Consider the following 21,939-nt stretch of genomic DNA (forward strand, 5'->3'; position numbering starts at 1 on the left):
AATTATAATTTGTAATTGATTGATATCATCCAACTTCTGCCGGGCATCGGATAATGAGCCACGATACAGTATTGTTTATTAAAGAGATTTTTAATATCTCCACGAATTTCTACATGATGGTTTCCAAAATGGATTTGTTTATATGCTGTCAAGCCAAAATCAACATAGCCTTCTATCATTGTTGAAGGATAATGCTCGTTGTTAGGCCAACGGCTACTCATACCTGTCGCATGCAGTATTAAGTTTATCCAAGGATTCTCATAAGCAACAGAACCACTTGCTGTATGTTGAGGCATATAGGCAATCTGCTTATTGTAGTTGGGCGACTCAGGATTAGTTCGGTTTTGCACCTTTTGCAAACTATAACTTCCAGAGAGCATCAACCTATGAGCTTTATTGAACTGGTGTTCAACCTGCATTGTTGCGTCGATGCCTATACTGCGCACGTTACCGACATTGATACACGTCCAAACAAACATATTATATGGTACTGCTACTATCATGTCTTTCACCTTATTGATATAACTGTCAAACATAAGCGTTGCAGTAGTGTAACGTGAGAGATGAGGTGAGTATGTCACACCTATATTCCACTGGTCAGTTAATTCGGGATTCAATTCGGTACTGCCATAATGATAGTAGTAACTCTCATTAAAGGTGGGAGAACGAAAAATATTTTTGTAACTGGCACGCAGAAAGAGTTCCTCATCTTCAAGCAGTTTGTATGACAACGACAGCGATGGTGAGAGACGACGCATATTTCGTGCAGAATTTATTTGCACATCGGTACGATCTGTCTGTTCGACGTTCTTCTGCCGGTTGATAAAAAGCGAATGCAACAGTTTTCCCGTCATGACCCAACGACCAGTTTGATATTTTACAGTAACGGACTGAAGAATACTATGGCGAAACGGATGTCCAATAATGGCGCGCCATGAACTGCCATTCAGATTGTTAAAAGAATAATCTGCAGAATAATCCATTGCCCAATGTTTCGTTGGGACAAACAGCAGGGCAGCAGAAGCATAATATTCCCGTTGCCAATAACTTGCATCGTTAACAGCGCCAGGCATTAGTTTGTCGCGATAGATAGATTCGTACCAATTTACTTTGGCAATGGTTTTCAACGCCCACGTATCTCCCCAACGTTTTTGGTACCCCGCCTGTACAAAGAAGTTGCGGTCATGAAGAGTCTCCCCACTTACGTTAGTATAATAATGGACGATACCAGGCAACTGACGTGAATTGTCATAATAGTAAATCTTACCTGTCAATCGATTTGTTGCATGAGGTTGCCATGAAAAGTTTAACTCGCCATGTCCGCTACTCATGAGACTGTTAGTACGACGATCTTTCGTCACAGTCTTTACATTTTTAATCTCATAAGGATAATCATTCTCGGCATAAATATATTCAGCTACAGCAGACACGGCAAAGGCCTTAGAAAAACTCTGTTCATATCGCAAATAGGGACTAACATATCCGAATGACCCCATCTTCAACTGAGAAGTTAAATGCGGTTTTCTTTCATCAGAAGGTAAAGGCAATGTCTGTATGTTGAGAACTGCTGATGATGCCGCCTGACGTGCAGGAATGAAAATATCATCATTATCACCAATTACCAACAATAACTTGGCGACATTATCAAGCGAATAACGAGAAAGGTCTATTTCGCCGCTCTGGCAATCACTAAGCATAACACCGTCATAACTTACACCGGTATGCTTTGCTCCAAAACCACGCACAGCCACGGTCTTCATGCCTCCTGCACCGCCATAGTCGCGTAGCGTAACGCCCGACATTCGATGAAGTGCGTCTGCCATATCTGTTACTCCCATAGTAAGCATGTCTTTTCGGTCCATCATTTGCAAAGGTGCTGTACTTGTGAGCATTCGCTTGCGCTGACTCTTAGTCACAGTCACTTCTTTCAATTGATGAACACGGCTTGTTATGGTGTCTGTCTGCGCCATTGCGCTTACAGAGACAAGCATTGCAATTATCGACAAATTGAATTTCTTCATATTTATAAACATCTCATCGCCTAGCCCAAGAGTACGATGAAAAATTTTGTTTTTGCTTGGAATTGGTATTCTGACTTGTCAACCTGATCGCGAACGCCTTCCCGGTAACAAACCAGTGACTTTGTTGTTCACGTCGATATAGGGTTGTTTACAGCTGCCGGACAGTCGAGGATTTTCACCTCATTCCCTTCTATTCTCAATGCGTTTGCAAAATTACGAATTTGTAAGCGAAAAACAAAGAAGAATTATGTTTTTCTTTCTTTTGCCACAAATGCGACATCTGCTTTATCTGTCAGTTAAAGCTAATCAGACGTAGTAAGAATGTGATAAATGCGTTCCATGTCAACATGTTGTCTAACATGATCTGCCAACAAATCATATTGTTGGTTTTTATAGGTTTCATAGTCAAAGACAGACTGCTCTTGAGCATCTTTCAGATATGGTGACAATAAAACATCAACAATAGGTGCATTATCAAGTATTCCATGAATGTAGGTGCCCATGCAGCGATCATCAACGAAACATCCATCAGTTGTTTGGTTATTAAAAAGATTCATCGACTGAGCATTGTCATCAAGTGTTGTCGTTCCCATGTGAATTTCATAACCGCGAAGCTTGACATTCTCATCTTTTACCAGCGTAGGACATTGGAATGTAACTTGTCGAGTAGTTTTTTCACCACCAATAACTGTCACGACAGGCAAAAGTCCCAACCCTGGCAATCGCTCGATTTCACCCTCGACATGATTCGGGTCTCGTACTTCCTTTCCCAAGATCTGATAGCCGCCACATATGCCTAGCACCGTAACGCCACGTTTTCGTGCTTCTACAACAGCTTTTGCCATTCCATTCTGACGTAACAGACAAAGATCATCTATCGTAGATTTGGATCCAGGAACGATGATGATATTTGCATCTTCAAGATCAGCAGGATTGTTGGTATAATAAAGATGCAGTCGTGAATCTTGTTCTAATGCATCAAAGTCTGTAAAATTGCTCATGTGGCGCAACAATACTACTGCAACATTTACCTTGCCTTTTACAGCCTGTCTCGACTTAACCTGCAGCGAGACACTATCCTCTTCTTCAATATGAATATCATGAAAATAAGGCAGGATACCGAGAACTGGTATTCCACATAGTTGCTCTATCATTTTCGCGCCTGATTCGAAGAGACTGATGTCTCCACGGAATTTATTGATAATAATACCTTTAATGTGACTTCGTTCTTCAGGTGTCATCAACATAATACTGCCATAAATACTAGCAAAAACGCCACCGCGGTCAATATCTGCAACAAGAATTACATTTGCATGGGCATAAAGAGCCATAGGCATATTGACAATATCTACCTCGCGCAAATTGATTTCAGAAACACTTCCTGCCCCTTCCATCACAATAGGATTGAAACGGGATGCCAAACGATTAAATGCTTCATGAGCAACATTACGAAAGCGATCTCGTCCTTCCTTTCGAAAATAGCTTCCAGCAGACTGATTGCTGTCAGGACGTCCCAACAAGACTACTTGCGATGTATGGTCAGACTGCGGTTTCAGCAAGATGGGATTCATATCGGCCTCACAAGGGATTCCTGCCGCTTCAGCTTGTACAGCCTGAGCGCGTCCTAATTCTAATCCATCGGGAGTGGCATACGAGTTGAGCGACATGTTTTGTGCTTTAAATGGAGCTGGGCGATATCCGTCTTGCCGAAATATTCTACAAAACGCAGCAGCTACAACACTCTTTCCAACATCACTTCCTGTTCCCACAAACATTAGTGGATTAAGTTTTTTCCTATGATTCGATTGTGAACTTATAGCCATTTGATAAATATTATAGTTTACATCTCAAAAACAAAGAAATATCAATTTTTTCTGTACTCAAAACAAAATCGATGCACATACAATTACCATCATAACTATCTCGACTCTTTGGTTAACACCAATGGCAATGATCATATCTTTCGTACTTAGTTGGCGATCACAGTCTCCGATATATGGTTTATAAAAACGTTGACCAAAATAATCATGAGGTCCACCAAAACGACAATCAAGAATAGATGCTAATGCAGCTTCTGGATAGCCGCTATTAGGACTTGCATGCATTCTGCCATATTTTGCTACAAAACGTAACCTGCTCCACCAACGATAAAAACTTGAAGTCAATATCATCATCAATGCTGTCAATCGAGCTGGTATGTAGTTGGCTACATCATCAATGCGTGCTGCCCAAGTTCCAAAACGAAGATAGCGTTCATTATGGTAACCTATCATAGAATCGAGAGTATTGACCATTTTATATGCCATCATTCCCGGCACGCCCAGTAGTACCAACCAAAAGAGTGGCGCCACGACACCATCGCTTAGGTTTTCTGACATGGTTTCTAATGCTGCCGAACGTACCTCCTGAGCTGTAAGATTGGCTGTGTCTCGCCCTACTATGCGAGCTACACGCTCACGTCCTTTGTGTAATGAAATATCAAGAGCGTAGAAAACTTGTCTAACTTCACGAATCAGTGTTGTTCCTGCCAAACAGTAGAACACAAGTATGGTTGTCACGGTCATCCATAGATAAACAGACACATCCAACGCTATTTTCAAAAGGTAATCGGTCAAGACAAAAGTCATTATAATAAGCACAACAGCCATTATCGCTCCCTTTGTCCGTTTCCAATGGCCTTTGTTTAATATTGTTTCGCACTTATGTATGATTTTACCAAACAGCACAACAGGATGCGGTAACCACACCGGGTCACCTAATATCTTATCCAACAGCCAAGCTACAAGAATTGGCAAAATGGAAATGGCCAAGATTGAACGCATTTGCTATTCTTAGTATTATAAATCAAGAAGCGTCTGTACAATACGCTCTGCCGAACGTCCATCCCAACGGTCAGGCAAATCACCATGTTTCCAATTGCCAGCCATCAGTAATTTCAAGGCATCATGCAATTTTTGGCAATCCTCACCTACTAACACATTAGTACCTACATTCACCGTTTCAATATGTTCTGTATAACTATTAAGAGTGATACATGGTACATGATTGAATGTGGCTTCTTCTGCCACATTACCAGAATCCGTTATCACACCTTTAGCATGTGCAGCAAGGTAACCAAATTCCAAATACGACAATGTTGGAACAAGGGTTATAGGTAGCGACATTTTTTCCACAGCTTCTCTTGCTACTCCACGTAATGGCGCAATAATTTCACATCCAGTGCACACATCGATTATAGTAGCAAGGAGGTGTTGGAGTTTATCTGTATCTGCCAAGAGTACTTTGCGATTAAGAGTCAAGACAATATACTGACCGTCTGACACATTTTCAAGACATTGAGGTCTCGTCCATCTGTCATGATTAGCACGCAATGAGTCCATCAGGATATTGCCAACCATGTAAATTTTTTGCATATCAGCACCTTCACGAGTAACAATACTATTATTACTAACACCTGCCGTAAACAACAAATCACTCAATCCATCAATGACCAAGCGATTGATTTCCTTCGGCATATTGATATCAAAGGAACGAGTACCAGCAACAAGATGAGCCAATTTTACACCTCGTTTCTTTGTTACTATGGCAGCTGCCATGGTAGAAGCAAGGTCATCAACGACGATAACAATATCTGTAGAATGATGATTAAGATAATTTTCAAACTCAGCCATCACTCTTCCTGTCAGTTCATTAAGATTTTCACAATCAACACCGAGATAAATATCTGGTTTTGGCATCTGAAGATCATCAAACAATGATGCTTCAAGGGTAGGATCATCTTGACGTCCTGCATATACCAACTGATAGGCAATACCTTCTGTCTTAATGATGGCCCTGACAATTGGAGCGACCTTTACAAAGTTCGGTCTTGCTCCTGTAAAAACACATACGTTCTGCATAAGTTTTTTTTCTATTTCGACTGCGAATTTACTATATTTTGCACTAATTACAAAGAGTTTTTCACTTTTTCTTCTATGTTATTCGCACTTTGAATCAAAAGACGTTGCTCAATTCAGTAGAAATTAGTAAATTTGCCTTCAAAATAAACTTAGTGTACGATTTACAACAAGACTCTTCAACAAATTGTTATGAAAGTTCTACTCATTAATGGAAGTCCACGAAAGGAAGGTAATACTTATACTGCCTTAACGGAGATATCAAAACAACTTAGTATCCACGGAATAAAAAGTACCATCCTATGGATTGGTAAGAAACCTGTTCGCGGTTGCATCGCCTGCAATAAATGCAAAGAGAACGGCAACGGACAATGTGTGTTTTCTGATGACATAACAAACTCCGTCATCGAAAGCATGTCTCATTGCGATGGAGTCATCATAGGCTCTCCCGTCTATTACGGTCAACCATCAGGTCAGTTACTTTGCCTTCAACAGCGTATGCTTTATGCAGGAGGGGCATACTTCATTGGAAAGCCAGCAGCTGCCGTAGCAGTTTGTCGTCGTGGCGGTGCTTCTGCAGTATATCAAACATTACTCATGCCTTTCCAAATGATGAACATGCCGATTGTGACTTCCCAATATTGGAATCTGGCTTATGGAAGAGTCGAGGGCGAAGCCGCACAAGATATTGAAGGTATGCAAACCATGCGTACATTGGCCAACAACATGGCATGGATGTTAAAAAAACTAAACAGCAATAATTCTTCAGACCTTCCAGAACGCGAAGCATGGACACCCATGAATTTTATTAGATAATACTATGTCAGAAATAAATCTGAGTCATATTTACCAAACCGTCTGTAATGCACCTGGTGGAAATGGATTTCGAGTAGAGCACATACCCGAACTCTTTGCCACAAGTGACATTGACGATTGTATGGCACATGTCCACTCATTCTATGAAATTCTATGGTTTCAGGATGGTGAAGGAATACACACGGTGGACTTCGTTGATTACAAGGTTGTTCCAGGCACCATATTTTTTCTGTCTCCTGGACAGATTCACCATTTCGATTGTAAAGACAACTATCGGGGTGTTGCTATAAAAATGTGTACTGATTTGATAAAAGTCTCAAATTCTTCCACCAATATCAGTCGTTTATTCCTTGAATACAACGCGTTTCATACCTACGAAGGAACACCATATTATATTATAGACGAGCCAACATCAAAGTTACTTCAACCGTTAATACACGAAATGGAGTTAGAAGCGGAGAGAAATGGTGAATTGGGTAATATAGAAATCTTAAAATCACTACTAACCATCTTTCTTGCAAAAATAGAACGATACGGCAAACATGAGACAGAACTAACTGTTGATTATCGTAAACCTTCCCACCTACTTTTTATCCGTTTCAGACAGTTACTTGAACAGGAATACAAACAACTGCATACTGTTCAAGAATATGCTAATCGTTTAAATGTGTCCGTCCGTTCACTCAGCAATAGCGTCAACGAGTGTTCTGGAAAATCTCCATTGATTTTCATTAATAACCGCATCATATTGGAGGCCAAACGTCTTGTTCTTTATTCTGACTTGATGATTAAAGAAATTGCTTACATGTTAGGGTATGACGATCCTTCATATTTTGTAAAACACTTCAAGCGCCATACTGGTTATCTACCTTCAGAATTCAGAGAGATGGAACGTTATAAGAAATAAGAGAGTCACAGTACATGTCATAGATCATTGAATTCAAATTAAATAATATAAATATGAACCTAAAAGAAACATTCAACACACATTTTCCGTTGGCTATTTTGGCTGGTATCTGCATTGCAATTGGTGGAACAGTCAATCTCAAAGTAGGAGGAATAGCTGGTGCAGTACTCTTCGCTTTTGGCTTAACAACCGTAGTGTATTATGGATTGAAATTATACACAGGAACTGCAGGTTTTATACGCCGACATGGCGACTGGTCGATGCTCGTTATAGTACTCATCGGAAACATTATTGGTTGTCTGTTAACTGCCCTTGCCATCAGATATGCTCATCCTGATTGTATAGACAAAGCAGGAGATATATTGACAGGGCGTATTACCAAAGGTCCATTTGCATGCGGCTTGTTGGCCATCGGATGTGGTTTTATTATGACGACTGCTGTTCAATTTGCACGACAGGGTAAAATGTTAGCACTCTTACTCGGTGTGCCAGTTTTCATTCTCTGTGGATTCACCCATAGTATTGCCGATGCATTTTATTTTCTTGCCGCACCTTGGGATGTGGTTTGTCAACCTATCGTTGCGTTGATTTATGTCTCTGAGGTTATTGGCAACTTTATCGGTTGCAATCTCTATCGATGGATGACACCGGAGCAAGTAAGGGTAAAATAACTATCAAATCAACAAGTGAATAGAAAATAATAAGATAAATAGAATGAAACACATCGGTATATACACGATAATTGCTATTGCAATGTTTTCAGCTTGTCAAGAGACCTTAGAGCAACGTTGCCAGCGCGAAGCCCAAGCATATACAGAGAAAAACTGTCCTGCACTTATTGCCAAAGACGTAACAATAGACAGTCTGACATTCGACAAACAATCCCACACATTGTGTTATGCTTACACCTTAGGTGGTGTACTGGATGACTCTGCAATAGTGAACAAGTCTGAACTAAAACAGCAAATGCTGATGGACTTAAGAAATGCCACATCACTAAAAATTTATAAAGAAGCTGGCTACAACTTTCGCTACGTTTATTATTCACGTAAGCAACAAGGTCAGAAACTTCTTGACGTGGTATATAAGGCAAAAGACTATCAAAAATAAAATAACGCACAAACAATCCCCAAGGCCAACGGCGGCTTTGGGGATTGTCTTGATGACGGCAGAGGGCTATCTGATGGTAAGCCACACGGCTTCGCCCCTGTCCTTGGCCTCCACAATTCGCTTTTTCAACTTGTAGAGCCACTTGCGGCTATCCAGCACCTTGCCCACCTCGCGGTTCTCGCCCACGAGGATGCAGCCCTCGGTGTCCTTGGCTGTGTTGCCAGCGTGGATGCGGATGCCGCTCCACTGCTTCTTGAATGCCTCGTTGCCCAGCAGAATGGGCAGCCATTGCTTGAACTTGGGTGAGAACGAGATAACCACGGCATACCGCCCTTCAGGGATGGCACTCTTGCCCTTGATTTTGTATGCGCCGTTCTTGTAGTCGCGCCATGTCGGCTCTAAGGTATCACACAAGTACTCGTTGGCTGTGCCTGTCAGGTATTCGTCCGCTACCTGTTTGCGGATGCAGAGCCTACCTATCGTGTAGGTCTTGCGCTTTGCTATACGTGTCAATATTAGTTCCATTTGTCAGACAAGAATTTAACTTTGTTGAATTTCTGTCGCTCCTCGGCAAAACTCAGGCAAGCTTGGCTTTGCTCTCGTCGCTTAGAAATTTGAGTTTACGATAATTGTAAGGTGTAAGGCGTAAGACGTACTTGCGATAGACCCATTGGTAGAGCATGTTGGCAGTGCCATCGATCGGCATGCCCTGCGACTGCCGTATGATTTCTGCATCGTGCTGGGTGAACTCGTCTGGCAGCAGCTCCAGCAGGTTGCGGGCACCTGGGCGCACCACTCGCTCACCCTCCTCGTTAGCCTGCTGAATGGCTGCGCCAAAGAACTCCATCTTGCACCACATATCGTACTTCAAGCTCCAGCGCACGAACTCCTCGATTTCCTTCGCCCACTTGTAGTCGTTCATGATGTAGAGCACGCAAGCCTTCAAGTAGGCTATCACGTTGGCGCGGAAAGACAGGTTCTCATACACTCGTGACTGCGAGAGGCGGGCGAACTCGGCATTCTCCTCGCTCATCTTCTTGGCCAGCTTGAATGCCTGTGGGCAGTCAATCGTGCCAGCGGCTCTTGTCAAGCGGTCGATGAATGGTCTCAACTCTTCATCAAAGGCAGCATCGTATGTGCCATACACGGGCATGTCGGCTCCAATCTCACGCTCAGGGATAGTGCAGAAGTTGATGCGGCTGATTGGGCCATCGGTCAGCACTCGGCTGAAATACTTCTGCCCTTTCTGGATGGTCGTGGCCGCGTTCCAGTTGAAGCGAATCGTGACTTTCTCCGTCACCGACTGCGTGCCTACTCGCGTCTGTCCATATCGGTTGTCTGGGTCGAAAGCCAAGCACATTATCTGGAACTGCTGCTGTCCGCGACCACTGCCGCGCAGGGCATCAAACTGGTCAATCTCGTTCATCTTCGTGTAGAGGAAATGATCGTCGGCTTCGGCCATGCGCATCACAAAGGCAGGGTTGGTCATATCGGGGTCAACCTCCTGAATCACCAGACCTTCAGGACGCTGCCGCTTGTCCTTGTTCGCTCCTTTCGAGTTCACCTCTTTCTTCCATTCGGCTTCACGCTTCAGGTTCTCGGCATCGCGAGCGCGAATGTCCTTCATGATGTGGTTGATAGGCTGCGAGACACAGTCCTTACCAGCACCCGTTCCGGCCATCAGCACGTTCATGAACGTGGCCTCGTGCTTCACATTGTCTATGTAAGGGAAACGGACTTTCCAGAGGTGTGCGCCCAATGCAGGGAAGATAGCGTGAGCCACTGCGGGTTTATAGACATCGGGGGTCTTGCTCAACAATAAGGCAACGACCTTCGGCAACTTCGTGGGCATCTTGGGCGGTGTTGTGGGGTACGCAGGCGGCTCGCCTGCAACCTGTGCACTTGCTGCAACCGAAGCCGGTTGTGTACTCTGCAATGCGCTTCCTGCATCCTTTGCCATCTTTAGCCTCTTCGCCAAGGTCTTGCGCTGAAAAGCACTCAACTTCTGATTCGGGTCATAATACTTCGTGTAGAAGTCCTCAACCAACTGCCGACAGTCGTTCTCGTTCACAAAGTCGGCCATGCGCACTCGCAGCACACCCAGCAATTCTTCCTTCGTCAGTAACTGCGTAGCCCCAACAGACAGGATGCTTTTCAGAGCTAGGTGTCGCTTATTACTGCCCTCCACGAGCACATCGGGTGTCAGTTCCGCCTCTTTCATGCAAGCATCAAACACGAACAGCGTACCAGCATCGGCTGGGTGCGCATCACTTCCGCAAGGTGATCCCTTTAGGGACGTCTCGGATGCGGCCTTGGAGTTGGTATCTGTGGCAGCCGCAACCGAGGCCGACTGCGTACCAACTAACTTTCGTCCGTCAACATCCAGCCCTCTTTGCAGATACGCCTCCCTGCGCTCCTCTAACTCTTCCTTAGAAAGAGCCTCCAGCCAATGCTCAGAGCGATACACCTCTTCGTCGATACCCGTCACATAGATGAACCTTTCGGGTGTAATGCAACTGGGGTCATACAGTTCAGGCATACCCAGTTCTTCGCAGAAGCCACGTTGCGCCTCCTCAATCGTCATGCCCTTTGGAATGCGGATGTAGATATGCCCTTTCTTCCGAGCCGAATACTCGATGCGCAGCACCATGTCCTGCCACTCGCTATCCTCATCCTTGTTCACAGCAAGAGCTTTCTCGAAAGCCTCACGCACCTTCGTAGCATCATCCACATCAACGCAAGTCATAAACGTAAAAGCCTCTGGAATAATCGCGCTCTGCGCCCGATGGTTATCCTTGAACTGAGTGTAGTGCGGACAGATATAAGGCAACTGGTCTTTCTTCTTCTCGTCACCCTGACGAATAGCCTCCACCATCTCCTTCAGCCATCCCTCGGAGAGCAGCTTGTCAAGCTGCTCCGAGGTTTGTGTCTCTGCATAGCCGCGCCCTTTCAGTCGCGGCTGTGCATTTGCTGCTATCACCTTCATCGTGTTATCGTTAAGGTTGTCGCTAAGGTTATCGTTAGCGTTGTTTAGTCGTTGTCCCATACCGTCACCTCCTTTCTGCTGTTAAGGTAAGCCATCACCTCCTCGCTCTCCTGATAGAAGAGGCTCTTCATCAGTGCCAGCCCATAACGGCGTGGAAATCTGAACTCCACCTTCAAACATCCTCGCTGTCCGTGGTTCATCTCTCGTGTCCGCTTCACGTCGGCATGAGCCGTCTGAAACAGCGTCTCGTACTTCGGCCCGTTCATGCCGTCTCGGAATCGCTTCACTCTCGTGCGACCATCCTCGTCCACCTCAATGCCGCCACGGTATCGGACAAGGCCTTTGCCGTCAGCCGTCACGGGAGCCTTCGAGTCCTCCCACGAGCATGGATAGATATTGATGTCGCCGTTGGCCATAAAACTTGTCTGTGTGTCCATCTGGACGTTCTGCAAAATGTTCTGCTTAAAATTCTTCTGTGTCATTGTTGTGAGTTGTTTGCGAGAAGAAGGTCAGATTCTTTGCGCATTTACCCGGGAACATCCTCCTCACTTCAACTCAGTGTTAATAATGTTTATCTGTTGACTTTGATTAAGTCCGTCACCACGATGTCTTGAAACATCTGTCCGTTATACTCCCGTGTTGTGAATCGCATCGTGGCTATCACGATGTCGTTCTCATAGAACTGGCACACAGCCAGATTTCCCAAAGCCGCCACAACATACTGGTTCTCGTACTTGCCGCCCACCTCCTGAAGCACCAGGTTGCGCTTGGCCATCTGTCCGTTTTCGGACTTCTCGCTCTTCACCGTGAACTGCTCACCGCACTTCACCACTCTCATAATTTTTGTTTCCATTTGTCTTTTGCTGCCATCCGCTGCCCGAAGCCTCACCATGAGACATCTTCGTCGGATTGACATTGCAAAGATACAGACATAAAAAATCCCGACTCAGAAAAAATCCGAGTCGGGAATTGTTATTGGAATTTTGGAATTGTTATTGGAACTGCCCTCAGCTCTTAATGCCGAGTTTCAGCATCAGGAACTCCGCCACCACATACTGTTGCCTATAGTTATCGCTCTTGTCTTTCTGCGTAACCCAAACCGACGGTGAACAGGTTGCTATGAGCGGAACCTCCTTTGATGCCGCACTCAATGAGTCATAGGTTAGCCGACGTTTATCATCTACACTGCCAAGCTCAAGTTCGGTCATCTTGGTAACAAAGGAGGTCATCTGTGCAGGATAATTGCAGAATTCCTTCAGCACTTTATACACTGCCCACCATTGCTTTTTATTTGAAAACACGAGGCCATCCCCCTCCTTGGCTTTCAGCAATTCCTCAACGGCAGCCTTTATATTCTTGTCCGACTGTGTCTGTGGAGCAGTTTTCGCGCCGTTGTTTATCTGAATGCCGATGCCGCCCTGCTCCACGTTGCCAATCTCGTTCTCAACAACTTTCACGCCTACAACATCGCCTTTGAAATTGCTCAGGTCGAAGCCTTCGACAGCAGCCTTTATCAGTTCCTTCACATCTATGTCCATACTTATTACCTATTTTGATATTCCTTGTTTACGCCAATGCCGCCTCTCTCGACGTTCTGTATTTCGCTCTCCACGTGCTTCACAGCCACATACTCTTTTACGTCCAGAAGTGTGGTGGTCTTGATGCCCAGTTTGTCGAACAGCGCTATCAGCTCCTTGTCGTAGGCATGGCCGTGGTCAATGTTGTAGCGAGCCAAAAAGAGCAGTTGCCCCTTGATGGCATCCTTGTCCATCTGGTCGGAATAGTTCACGAAGTCGGCAAACAGCTGCCTGATTTTCTCTGAGCCGCCACCCATTCGTTCTATTTCCTTCAACTCATAGTTCAGCAAGTCCGTTTTCTTCCCCTCCATCCATCTGGCATCCTCCTTGGCGGTCATCTGCTCAACGAGAGGCCAAAGGAGGGCGTTTCCGTCAAGGCGCTCAAAGATGCGGAAGATGATTCCCCTGATGTCGATGCCAACAGTTTGCTTTGCTCGTGCCTGTAGCTGAGCCGTGGCCACAGCCAATATGATGGCTGCATCATTCTCATCCTGCGCTTCATCCTCCAAATCGTCAATCTCCTCATCCAGTCCCTCTGCTGCATCAGGCAGGGCAAACAATGACTCACAGAAATTCTGGGCGGCGAGGAACACCTCTACTGCCGACAACCCAGTTTCCCCGTCACGTTTCATCTGGCGCAAAGCCTCATGGCTCAGGATGTACACTACATCCGTGAGTAGTTGCCGCCGAGCTAGGCTCTGTTGCTGTCTGTCGAGTGTCACTATCATGCTGCCTGTTCCTCCCCTTCGCCTGTTGCCTCGTGCTTCATCGAGTTCATCAGCTCCACAATCTGCTCTTCAGCCCTTAGGCGGTCTTCAGGCTCTATCTTGCTGCCATCCTTGCGCGTCTGATTGAACAGCATCTCCAGATACGCTTCGTTAAACTCATGACTCACAATCTTGTCCGTGTTTTCATCATCACTGTCAATGAAGCAGCGGAATGTGCCGCCATCGTTTGTCACCAGTTCTATAGGCTCGTCCACAGCCTCGGCAAATGTCAGCAGGTTGCGCATGAAAACACTGCTCTTGTCGACATAGAGTGCAGCTTTCTTCTGCTCAGGCATCACCGTGTAGTGCCCCTTGTACTTCGCTTGCTTTTGGGCATACAGCACCTCCAGCAGCGAGCCCATCAGCGTATCATCGTAGTAGTCGCGCTTCTTGTCCTTTAGAGCCTGCACCTTCCTAAGAATCTCGTCACGCTCCATTTCTGGCACTCCGAAGCGCATCTGCTGGGCGTGCTCCTGCTGACGCTCCCATACCTCGAACAGGTCTTTCGGATAGTAGTCGGGCACAACCTCAAAGCCGTAGCAATGCTCCTTGAACAACTGCTGGTCGATGCAGAAGCTCATGATCTTGGCCACCTTGTGCGTATTGCTGAATGCCCGTTTTCGTTTCTGGATGGCCACGGTGCGCAGATTCTCCCGATTGTCGATGATGACAAAGCATGATGGCTCGTCCTTGGCCATCGCTGGTTCAAAGTCGCGCTCCACGGGTATGTCGATATCGTTGGCAAAGCGCATCACCGTGATGTCATGTGCTGTGGTGAGGTGATACACACGGTGCTTATACACCTTGCGGTCAGTACCTTCACCCAGAAAGAACTCGATGCCCTCATCACGCTCGAAGAGCAATCCGAGATGCTTCTGCCGTTCTTCCCATTCATAGCAGCCGGCATCATGCTTGTACTTGATGTAATATTGTGCGAAGCGAGACATATTTTTACATTTGTTTAATCATACCCTCAACATTTCTTTTCTGAATGGGCCAAACAGGTTGGAGCAACCGCCAGTGAACCATTTCGACGGAATATGTATAGTGGATGTTTTGCTGCATGCCGTCAAAACAATATATAGTGTTTGGGCAGGTGTTCCTGCTTTTGTCTGACAAGACTGATGAATCTCTTGAGGTCGCTGATTTCGCTCTGATATTCCTGCGGGAAACTGGCAATGTACTTGTGGGGAACGACGAGCGTCAGGCGAGAGTCATGCATCTCTTTCAGTTGGTTTTTGGAGATTCCTTGCTGGAGCGTGAAGAGATATTTCACATCCACACGGTCGGCCTCGGTCAATACCTGCCGCCATCGGTCTTTGCAGGTGGTCTTTGCGCCAAGCACTATCAAATCGTCAGCTGGGAATTGCATATTGTGATAGCACTCGCCGTTGGGAAACAGGAAGTCAGGTTTCTTGTTGTCTTCTGTGATGGCTTGCTCCTCAAACACAAGCTCGTTATGTGTAAAAATGTCGGCTAAATGGTGTTCGAGCGACTTTCCTGCACGAGATTTCCGGCGGTTCAGTACTTCGTTGGCAGTCTGCACGAAAGCCTCGATACTGCCGAATGGCTTGCTGATAACGTCGGCATAGACCTTTTCTTCCATGCACTTGAAGAGGCGGTATTCTGTGTCCACCCAATTCAGCAGCACTTCGTCAGGTTTGTTGCGAAGAGCGTTTTCAGCGATGCCATAAGCATTGTTGTAACAATCTCTGGCCCCTTGTGCCATCTGTCGGGTTTCTGGAAAGTTGTTGAACTGTGCGACGAAACTCTGCAAAAGTTGAGCTATCTTCTCGTCGGGTTTTACGCTTCCATCGATGTCTATGAGTTGGTTGGTCTCGTCTGGGGCAAGATTGAAATAGGCAAAGAACTCGTCAATGTCCTCATCGGAACTCAGCACATAGCCAGCATAATCCTCTTCGGTGAACTTAGCGATGATGAGCAGGTCGCCCACGTTTTCATCCTGCAAGAATGGGAAGTTGCGACCAAAGCGTGTGATGCGGTATTCGTTGCGTGTTCGCTGCCCATAATACTTCATGCAGCTTTCAGTCGTGAAATCGTCCTGCCACTTTATCTGCACAGTCTTTTCCTTGTTCTCGCCCTTGCGTCCTGGCTCGTCGAAAAGCAAAGCCGATGCGCACTTGGGAATGTAGAAACCTGCCTGATGGCTCCCTGTAGTGCCAGTGTCATTGCCTGTGATGAATCGACACCAGGCGGCTCGCGACTGCCGCACGCTCTGAATCGCTGCGTTAGATATTTCGCTCATATTCGTTGATAGTTCTTATGATTTGTTCTGAAACTGCGGTGATAAGCGGCACGATGACGGAGTTTCCGCACTGGCGGTATGCCTGAACATCGGAAACTTGGTCGAGCCTATAGTTATCGGGATAGCCCATCAGTCGGGCACATTCCCTTGGGGAGAGTTTGCGAGGATTCACGCCCTCGCCTTGCGGAATAAGGATTTCCGAACCGTCCTTGTAATAGCGTGCGCTGAGCGTGCGGCTGATTCCGTTGAGGTCTACGAGGCCGAAACCGAAGCCATTGCCCTTTGCCTTGTGCTTCTCTGCGTATGTCTGGAGGTACAACCAGAGTTTATCGCTCAAAGTGTATTTCGGATCAATGTTCGGGTCAAGTATCTCTTGTATTGCCCTTGTCGCCTCATGCTGTTCAGGGAACGTGAACTGTTCCTCTCCGTGGAAATGATTGCGGTCGAAGCCGACAATCATGATACGCTCGCGATGCTGTGGTACATAGGTCTGACCATCCATCACCTGATAGTGGACGGAGTAGTTCAATTCCTCCAGCGTCTCACGGATTACGCGGAACGTTTTTCCTTTGTCATGCGAGGTGAGGTTCTTGACGTTCTCCAGAAAGAAAGCCTTGGGGCGATGGCGGTTGATGATGTCGGCCACATCGAAGAACAAAGTTCCTTGTGTCTTATCTTTGAAGCCCGTCTCGCGTCCAAGACTCTTTTTCTTCGATACGCCAGCGATAGAGAATGGCTGACACGGGAAGCCCGCGCATAGAATATCGAATTGCTGAGGGATATAATTCTTTGTTGCCTCTTTAGTGATGTCGCCAAACGGCATCTCGCCAAAGTTGGCAAGATAGGTCTTTTGGGCGTACTTGTTCCACTCAGATGAAAACACGCACTTGCCTCCCTGCGCTTGCATCGCCAAGCGGAAGCCTCCCATGCCAGCGAACAAATCTATGAACGTAAAACGCGGCTGTTCTGGGTCAGGAAATGGTACTTGAAAGAAATCTGCAAACAGGTTGTATTCTGCGGGATTTTCTGCCGCCATCCAAGCCAATTCCTCCGTCGGCTCAAAATCGAGGTTTGGTTGCTGGCTCTTCTTACGCTCCAAGAATTCAAGTATTGCGGCCACGACTTCCTCTCGCTGTTCGCGTGCCTCAATGTCGTTGCCCTCGATGCCTCCGTTATGCAGATAGTGGCTCAGCACCGCCATCTGGTTCTCATAGCTCGTCTCGCCATATATCCGTACGTTCATGCCGTTCTGCTCACCCTCTTCTTCAGGGAAGTCGGCCAATCTTATATCTTGTATTTGCTTCTTCTTTGCCATTGTTGGTTGTCGTTTGATTGTAGTTTTTCTGTATTGTTAACTACGATACGTTCCATTCCCAATTGTTCATTTCGGAGCTACCCAATTTGAATCTTTCAAGAAAATTGTTGTACGCCTTGCGGATGCTTTTTCGCATGTATGCTTGCGGTACACTTGACAGAACCTGCGTAAATCCGTCATCAGATACAATTTCAAAGTTGAAGTTGCTCCAATCATAGAACACGGAGTCAGCATTCATCGTTCCCATTGCGCTGACGATGATTTCGTATTGCTTCTTGTATATATCATGCTCTGCTACATGGAAAACGTTGCCGTCATCGTCAACGTCATCGAACGCATCAATGTCAAGCCATTCTTCCAAGTCGAACAGCTCTTTCCTTGTTCCGTACCATTCATCAAGCAGCACTTCTGTATTCATCGTTTATCAATTCTTTCGTTTCTATATTGTCGCCCTGCCGCTCATAGCCGAGTGTGCCTTTGTAGGCCATGCGCGTCCAATGCCGCCGCCCATCGCCAACAGTTCGTCCTCTTTGATGTCTATGCCGTACATATGTTCAGTCAATATGTCTGCAAAGTTACACATTTTTTCTGATACTTATCACACTTTGCCGACATCTTTAGTAATTATTGGCAATTTGCCTCTGACCGTCTTACGCCTTACATCTTACAGTCTTACAATCTTACAATTGATGAAAATGAGAATGAAAAAGAGATAGTAGTATATATATTATATAATATATATACTACTATAACTATAAGCACACGAAAATTTATAATTGTAAGATTGTAAGGTGTAAGAAATCGGTGCACCTTGCCCGCCATCGACGAGAAGTAAAACACGATGGCCGTATATTGCGGATTTATGCCTCGAAAATTACGGCTCGTCAAAAACGGCGTGAATTGGTGCTGAAAATCGCCCCAATTGGAGGGCTGAAATTTGGAACGAGGCGAGAAATGTAGTACCTTTGCCGATGCATTTGAGATGCATCGAGCGAGCTCAGCTCTGCGTTCGCCTTGCACTTCACTTGCAGAGTCAATCATGAGAGACACGAAAGCGGGAGGCGGCCACCCGATGCAGTTGGCCGCAAAGGATTCTAATACCATGAAAACACACAACTATGGCAAAGATTATCTATGAAGTGAAAGAGAACAAGAACACGAAGTCGGCTGCTTACGGCAAGCACTTCGCGAAGGTGAAGAACCTCGAAACGCTGAACACGCGCCGGCTGGCGCAGCACATCTCGGAGCACGGCTCTATCTACACGCCCGACGTGGTGTACGGCGTGCTGGAGAGGTTTCGCGCGTGCCTCGTTGAGATGCTGCTGGAGTCGAAAAAGGTGAAGATTGACGGCCTCGGCACGTTCTACTGTACGCTGGAGAACCAACCAGGCGGTGCGCAGAAGAAGGAGGACTTTAACGTCGGGAAGCACCTCAAAGCCCTGCACATCCGCTTCCTGCCCGAGCAGGCCACGGAGCTGAACATCTCCAGCCGCGAGTTCCTGAAGAAGGCCGAGTTCATCAACATCGACTCGCTCCTGAAGGGCACTGAGGATGCTAACGGCAGCAGCACCAGCGGTGGAAGCACCAGCGGTGGAAGCGCCAGCGGTGGCGGCCTGGAAGGATGAACCACAGCGTCCCTGCGGAACGTCCGCGGGACGCTTTAACCCCCACACAGTTAGCGTATGAAACGAATACTCTCATTGGCCAGTTTCGTCTGTGCCATCCTCTTTGCTGCAGCTGGCATGATGATGCCTCCGCAAGGTGAGATTTCGGGATCGGTACTCATCCTCGTTGCCCAGCTCTTGATACTATGTGCCACCTTTCTCGGCATTAAAGACTATCGTGACATCATTAACAGAAAACTATCATGACTCAAGATTCTAAAAACAAGTGGAGCGTCATCATCAACATTGCTTTGACCACCATCACTGCCGTTCTCTCGGCTCTTGGTTTCACCATCGGATGACTTGCTCCCTCTGGCAAACCCATGAACCGCACAGTGTGGTTCGTGGGTGTTTTTTTTAGGGTTAAGGGTTATTTTCGGTTAAGGGTTATTTTCGGTTAAGGGTTAAGGGTTCACGGTTAAGGGTTAAGGTTTCATGTTTCATGTTTCATGTTTCTGCGTCAAGAGTGAAACGGGAACCTGTCACCCTGTTTTTTTGTCCTCCTGTTTTTTTTGAATGATTCTTCCACCTCTTTCTTCAAGATTTTGCTTATCTTTGCAAGCATAAAAACAAGCCTTAAAAATAAATCAAACCTAAAAAGGAAATAATATGAAGCAAAAAATGAGTATCGCTGGTATTTTGTTGCTTGCTGCTTTGGGTATGCAGGCTAACAATTATACGGTGAAGTCGCCAGACGGTAAATTGGTGGTGAATGTTGCTTGTGAGGGAGGCAAGGCTTCCTACACGGTAGATTACAATGGCAAGCAGATGCTGGGAACTTCGGCGCTCGGATTGGTTGCCAATTACGGTGATTTCTCAAAGGATCTCACCATGGGCATCCTGAATGGTGGTGAAGTGAAGCCGCTTTCTTACAAGATGAGCCGCATCAAGAAGAGTGATATCAGGAAGGATGTGGTGGATGCTACCATCGGTTTCCTCAACAGTAAGAAGGATTCCATGACCCTCCATCTTCATGTAAGCAACAACGACATCGCCTACAGGTATGAGATGAGCCGTCCTGAGAAGGATAATCCTAAGTCGGTGATTATATATAATGAGGTGAGCGGATTCAATTTCCCGGAGAAGACCACTACCTTCCTCTGTCCTCAGATTACTCCGATGACCGGTTGGGAGCGCACCAAGCCATCTTATGAGGAGGAATATACTCCTGATGCTCCTATGAACGTGAAGTCACAGTTCGGAGTTGGCTATACTTTCCCATGTCTCTTCAAGGTGGGCAGTGACGGATGGGTATTGGTCAGCGAAACCGGTGTGTCGAGTGCTTATCCTGGCTGCCGTCTTTCAGATTACGAGCCGGGCAAGGGTTATACCATCGCCTTTCCTCAGAAGGGTGAGAACAATGGCATTGGTTCTGAATATGCCGGTATCCCATTGCCGGGCGAGACTCCTTGGCGTACCATCACCGTGGGTTCTTCGCTGGCTCCTGTCGTAGAGACCACTATCCCTTACGATGTGGTGGAGCCTTTGTATGAGGCATCCCAGACTTACAAGCCATCACGCTATACCTGGAGCTGGCTCATCTGGCAGGATGGTTCCATCAACTATGATGACCAGGTGAAAATGGTGGATGTGGCTGCAGCCCAGGGCTACGAGGCTGTTCTGGTAGATAACTGGTGGGACAAGCAGATAGGCAGAAAGCGCATCGAAGAGTTGAGTAAGTATGCACAGAGCAAGAAGGTAAGCCTGATGCTCTGGTACAATTCCAACGGTTTCGAGAATGATGCACCCCAGACTCCTCGTCAGATCATGAACAATTCCATCGCCCGCAAGAAGGAGATGGCTTGGATGAAGAAGATTGGTGTAGTAGGCATCAAGGTGGATTTCTTCGGTGGCGACAAGCAGGAGACGATGAAGCTTTACGAGGATATCCTCAGCGATGCCAACGATTATGGCTTGGAGGTTATCTTCCATGGCTGCACCATGCCTCGTGGCTGGGAGCGTATGTATCCTAACTATGTTTCGAGTGAGGCTGCCCTGGCTTCAGAGAATGTATTTTTCACGGATTATCATGCCAAGAAGGAGGCTTTCGAGATGACGATGCATCCGTTTGCAAGAAATGCCGTAGCTAGTTTCGACTGGGGTGGCGTGATGATGAACAAGTATTTCTCCAAGGACAACAAGAGCCGTCATCAGCGTTATACCAGCGATGTGTTTGAGATGGCTACTGCCATTACCAACCAAAGCAGCGTGAACTGCATCTGTCTCTATCCTAACAACTTGCAGGATGTGCCACAGTGGGAGTTGGATTGGCTCAAAAATGTACCTACAGCTTGGGAGGATATCAAGTATATTGCCGGTTATCCAACCAAGTATGCGGTAGTGGCCCGCAAGTCGAGTGTAGAGAATGGTTCGGGTGCAGCGCTTACAGCTGGCAGATGGTTTGTGGGTGGTTTGAATGCAACCGACAAGCCTCTTGTCCTGACCTTGGATTTGCCGATGTTTGCGGGTAAGACCGTTACTTATATCACCGACCAACCAAAGAAGAAGGGCGAGAAGTTCTTCACTTCTGTCAAGAAGACTTTGAAGGTTGGCAAGGATGGTAAGGCAAAGGTTGTGATTCAGCCTAATGGCGGTATCATCATCGAATAATCTT

23 protein-coding genes and 1 riboswitch are annotated in these 21,939 nt (G+C 46.3%); of the genes, 8 read left to right on the top strand and 15 right to left on the bottom strand.

Annotated features, from left to right (window positions below):
* Positions 1–2: 2 nt before the first annotated feature.
* The 4 genes from CIK89_RS07535 to CIK89_RS07550 all read right to left on the bottom strand — a co-directional run bounded on the left by CIK89_RS07535 (position 3) and on the right by CIK89_RS07550 (position 5,920).
* Positions 3–2,021 carry a TonB-dependent receptor gene (locus CIK89_RS07535; RefSeq protein WP_094390829.1) on the bottom strand — a complete coding sequence of 673 codons (2,019 nt, stop codon included), beginning with the start codon at positions 2,019–2,021 and terminating at the stop codon, positions 3–5.
* Between the two features lie 42 nt (positions 2,022–2,063).
* A riboswitch (cobalamin riboswitch) is annotated at positions 2,064–2,254 on the bottom strand.
* A gap of 69 nt (positions 2,255–2,323) precedes the next feature.
* A complete protein-coding gene (locus CIK89_RS07540; RefSeq protein WP_094390773.1) occupies positions 2,324–3,844 on the bottom strand; it encodes a cobyric acid synthase in 1,521 nt (506 codons plus the stop codon).
* A gap of 57 nt (positions 3,845–3,901) precedes the next feature.
* Positions 3,902–4,843, bottom strand: a complete 942-nt coding sequence (gene cbiB, locus CIK89_RS07545; protein WP_094390774.1) for an adenosylcobinamide-phosphate synthase CbiB — start codon at positions 4,841–4,843, stop codon at positions 3,902–3,904.
* A 15-nt stretch (positions 4,844–4,858) separates the two neighbouring features.
* Positions 4,859–5,920: a UDP-N-acetyl glucosamine 2-epimerase gene (locus tag CIK89_RS07550; protein ID WP_094390775.1), complete on the bottom strand. Its 1,062-nt coding sequence runs from the start codon at positions 5,918–5,920 to the stop codon at positions 4,859–4,861.
* Between the two features lie 189 nt (positions 5,921–6,109).
* On the opposite strand from CIK89_RS07550, the gene CIK89_RS07555 reads away from it, so the two are divergent.
* From CIK89_RS07555 to CIK89_RS07570, 4 genes are read left to right on the top strand one after another with little or no spacing between them, the layout of a single operon-like run.
* Positions 6,110–6,733, top strand: coding sequence for a flavodoxin family protein (locus CIK89_RS07555; protein WP_094390776.1), 624 nt, complete (start codon positions 6,110–6,112; stop codon positions 6,731–6,733).
* A 4-nt stretch (positions 6,734–6,737) separates the two neighbouring features.
* Positions 6,738–7,640 carry an AraC family transcriptional regulator gene (locus CIK89_RS07560; RefSeq protein WP_094390777.1) on the top strand — a complete coding sequence of 301 codons (903 nt, stop codon included), beginning with the start codon at positions 6,738–6,740 and terminating at the stop codon, positions 7,638–7,640.
* A gap of 53 nt (positions 7,641–7,693) precedes the next feature.
* The gene (locus tag CIK89_RS07565) at positions 7,694–8,311 is read left to right on the top strand and encodes a formate/nitrite transporter family protein (protein WP_094390778.1); all 618 of its coding nucleotides are present in this window, start codon (positions 7,694–7,696) and stop codon (positions 8,309–8,311) included.
* A 43-nt stretch (positions 8,312–8,354) separates the two neighbouring features.
* Positions 8,355–8,750 carry a hypothetical protein gene (locus CIK89_RS07570; RefSeq protein ID WP_144007376.1) on the top strand — a complete coding sequence of 132 codons (396 nt, stop codon included), beginning with the start codon at positions 8,355–8,357 and terminating at the stop codon, positions 8,748–8,750.
* Between the two features lie 66 nt (positions 8,751–8,816).
* Here CIK89_RS07570 and CIK89_RS07575 read toward each other — a convergent pair whose 3' ends face one another.
* The 11 genes from CIK89_RS07575 to CIK89_RS13935 form a co-directional block, all read right to left on the bottom strand.
* Complete coding sequence (locus CIK89_RS07575; protein ID WP_094390780.1) at positions 8,817–9,275, bottom strand: DUF5675 family protein; 459 nt, start codon at positions 9,273–9,275, stop codon at positions 8,817–8,819.
* Between the two features lie 52 nt (positions 9,276–9,327).
* Positions 9,328–11,796, bottom strand: coding sequence for a hypothetical protein (locus CIK89_RS13840; protein ID WP_254046643.1), 2,469 nt, complete (start codon positions 11,794–11,796; stop codon positions 9,328–9,330).
* Positions 11,781–12,218: a hypothetical protein gene (locus tag CIK89_RS07585; protein ID WP_094390781.1), complete on the bottom strand. Its 438-nt coding sequence runs from the start codon at positions 12,216–12,218 to the stop codon at positions 11,781–11,783. Before CIK89_RS07585 ends, CIK89_RS13840 begins: the two co-directional genes overlap by 16 nt.
* An 89-nt stretch (positions 12,219–12,307) precedes the next feature.
* A complete protein-coding gene (locus CIK89_RS07590) occupies positions 12,308–12,589 on the bottom strand; it encodes a DUF3127 domain-containing protein (RefSeq protein WP_094390830.1) in 282 nt (93 codons plus the stop codon).
* 154 nt (positions 12,590–12,743) lie between these two features.
* Positions 12,744–13,274, bottom strand: a complete 531-nt coding sequence (locus CIK89_RS07595; protein ID WP_094390782.1) for a hypothetical protein — start codon at positions 13,272–13,274, stop codon at positions 12,744–12,746.
* 5 nt (positions 13,275–13,279) lie between these two features.
* Positions 13,280–14,041, bottom strand: a complete 762-nt coding sequence (locus CIK89_RS07600) for a hypothetical protein (protein WP_144007377.1) — start codon at positions 14,039–14,041, stop codon at positions 13,280–13,282.
* Positions 14,038–15,027: a hypothetical protein gene (locus CIK89_RS07605; protein WP_094390784.1), complete on the bottom strand. Its 990-nt coding sequence runs from the start codon at positions 15,025–15,027 to the stop codon at positions 14,038–14,040. Before CIK89_RS07605 ends, CIK89_RS07600 begins: the two co-directional genes overlap by 4 nt.
* 122 nt (positions 15,028–15,149) lie before the next feature.
* Complete coding sequence (locus CIK89_RS07610) at positions 15,150–16,346, bottom strand: type II restriction endonuclease (RefSeq protein WP_094390785.1); 1,197 nt, start codon at positions 16,344–16,346, stop codon at positions 15,150–15,152.
* Complete coding sequence (gene dcm, locus CIK89_RS07615) at positions 16,330–17,661, bottom strand: DNA (cytosine-5-)-methyltransferase (protein WP_094390786.1); 1,332 nt, start codon at positions 17,659–17,661, stop codon at positions 16,330–16,332. Before dcm ends, CIK89_RS07610 begins: the two co-directional genes overlap by 17 nt.
* Positions 17,662–17,701: 40 nt before the next feature.
* The gene (locus tag CIK89_RS07620; protein ID WP_094390787.1) at positions 17,702–18,079 is read right to left on the bottom strand and encodes a hypothetical protein; all 378 of its coding nucleotides are present in this window, start codon (positions 18,077–18,079) and stop codon (positions 17,702–17,704) included.
* Between the two features lie 21 nt (positions 18,080–18,100).
* On the bottom strand, positions 18,101–18,223 hold the full coding sequence (locus tag CIK89_RS13935; RefSeq protein WP_256387822.1) for a hypothetical protein: 123 nt from the start codon (positions 18,221–18,223) through the stop codon (positions 18,101–18,103).
* 556 nt (positions 18,224–18,779) lie between these two features.
* On the opposite strand from CIK89_RS13935, the gene CIK89_RS07625 reads away from it, so the two are divergent.
* From CIK89_RS07625 to CIK89_RS07635, 4 genes are all read left to right on the top strand, one after another.
* Positions 18,780–19,286 carry a hypothetical protein gene (locus CIK89_RS07625; RefSeq protein ID WP_094390788.1) on the top strand — a complete coding sequence of 169 codons (507 nt, stop codon included), beginning with the start codon at positions 18,780–18,782 and terminating at the stop codon, positions 19,284–19,286.
* Between the two features lie 57 nt (positions 19,287–19,343).
* The gene (locus CIK89_RS07630) at positions 19,344–19,532 is read left to right on the top strand and encodes a hypothetical protein (RefSeq protein WP_094390789.1); all 189 of its coding nucleotides are present in this window, start codon (positions 19,344–19,346) and stop codon (positions 19,530–19,532) included.
* Entirely contained in the window at positions 19,529–19,627 is a 99-nt protein-coding gene (locus tag CIK89_RS13545) for a smalltalk protein (RefSeq protein WP_158214619.1), read from the top strand. The genes CIK89_RS07630 and CIK89_RS13545 overlap by 4 nt, the downstream gene beginning before the upstream one ends.
* Positions 19,628–19,934: 307 nt before the next feature.
* Positions 19,935–21,935, top strand: a complete 2,001-nt coding sequence (locus CIK89_RS07635; protein ID WP_094390790.1) for a glycoside hydrolase family 97 protein — start codon at positions 19,935–19,937, stop codon at positions 21,933–21,935.
* The last annotated feature ends 4 nt before the right edge of the window (positions 21,936–21,939 follow it).

Source organism: Prevotella sp. P4-119 (genome assembly GCF_002251345.1).
In the GTDB taxonomy this organism is placed as follows: Bacteria; Bacteroidota; Bacteroidia; order Bacteroidales; family Bacteroidaceae; genus Prevotella.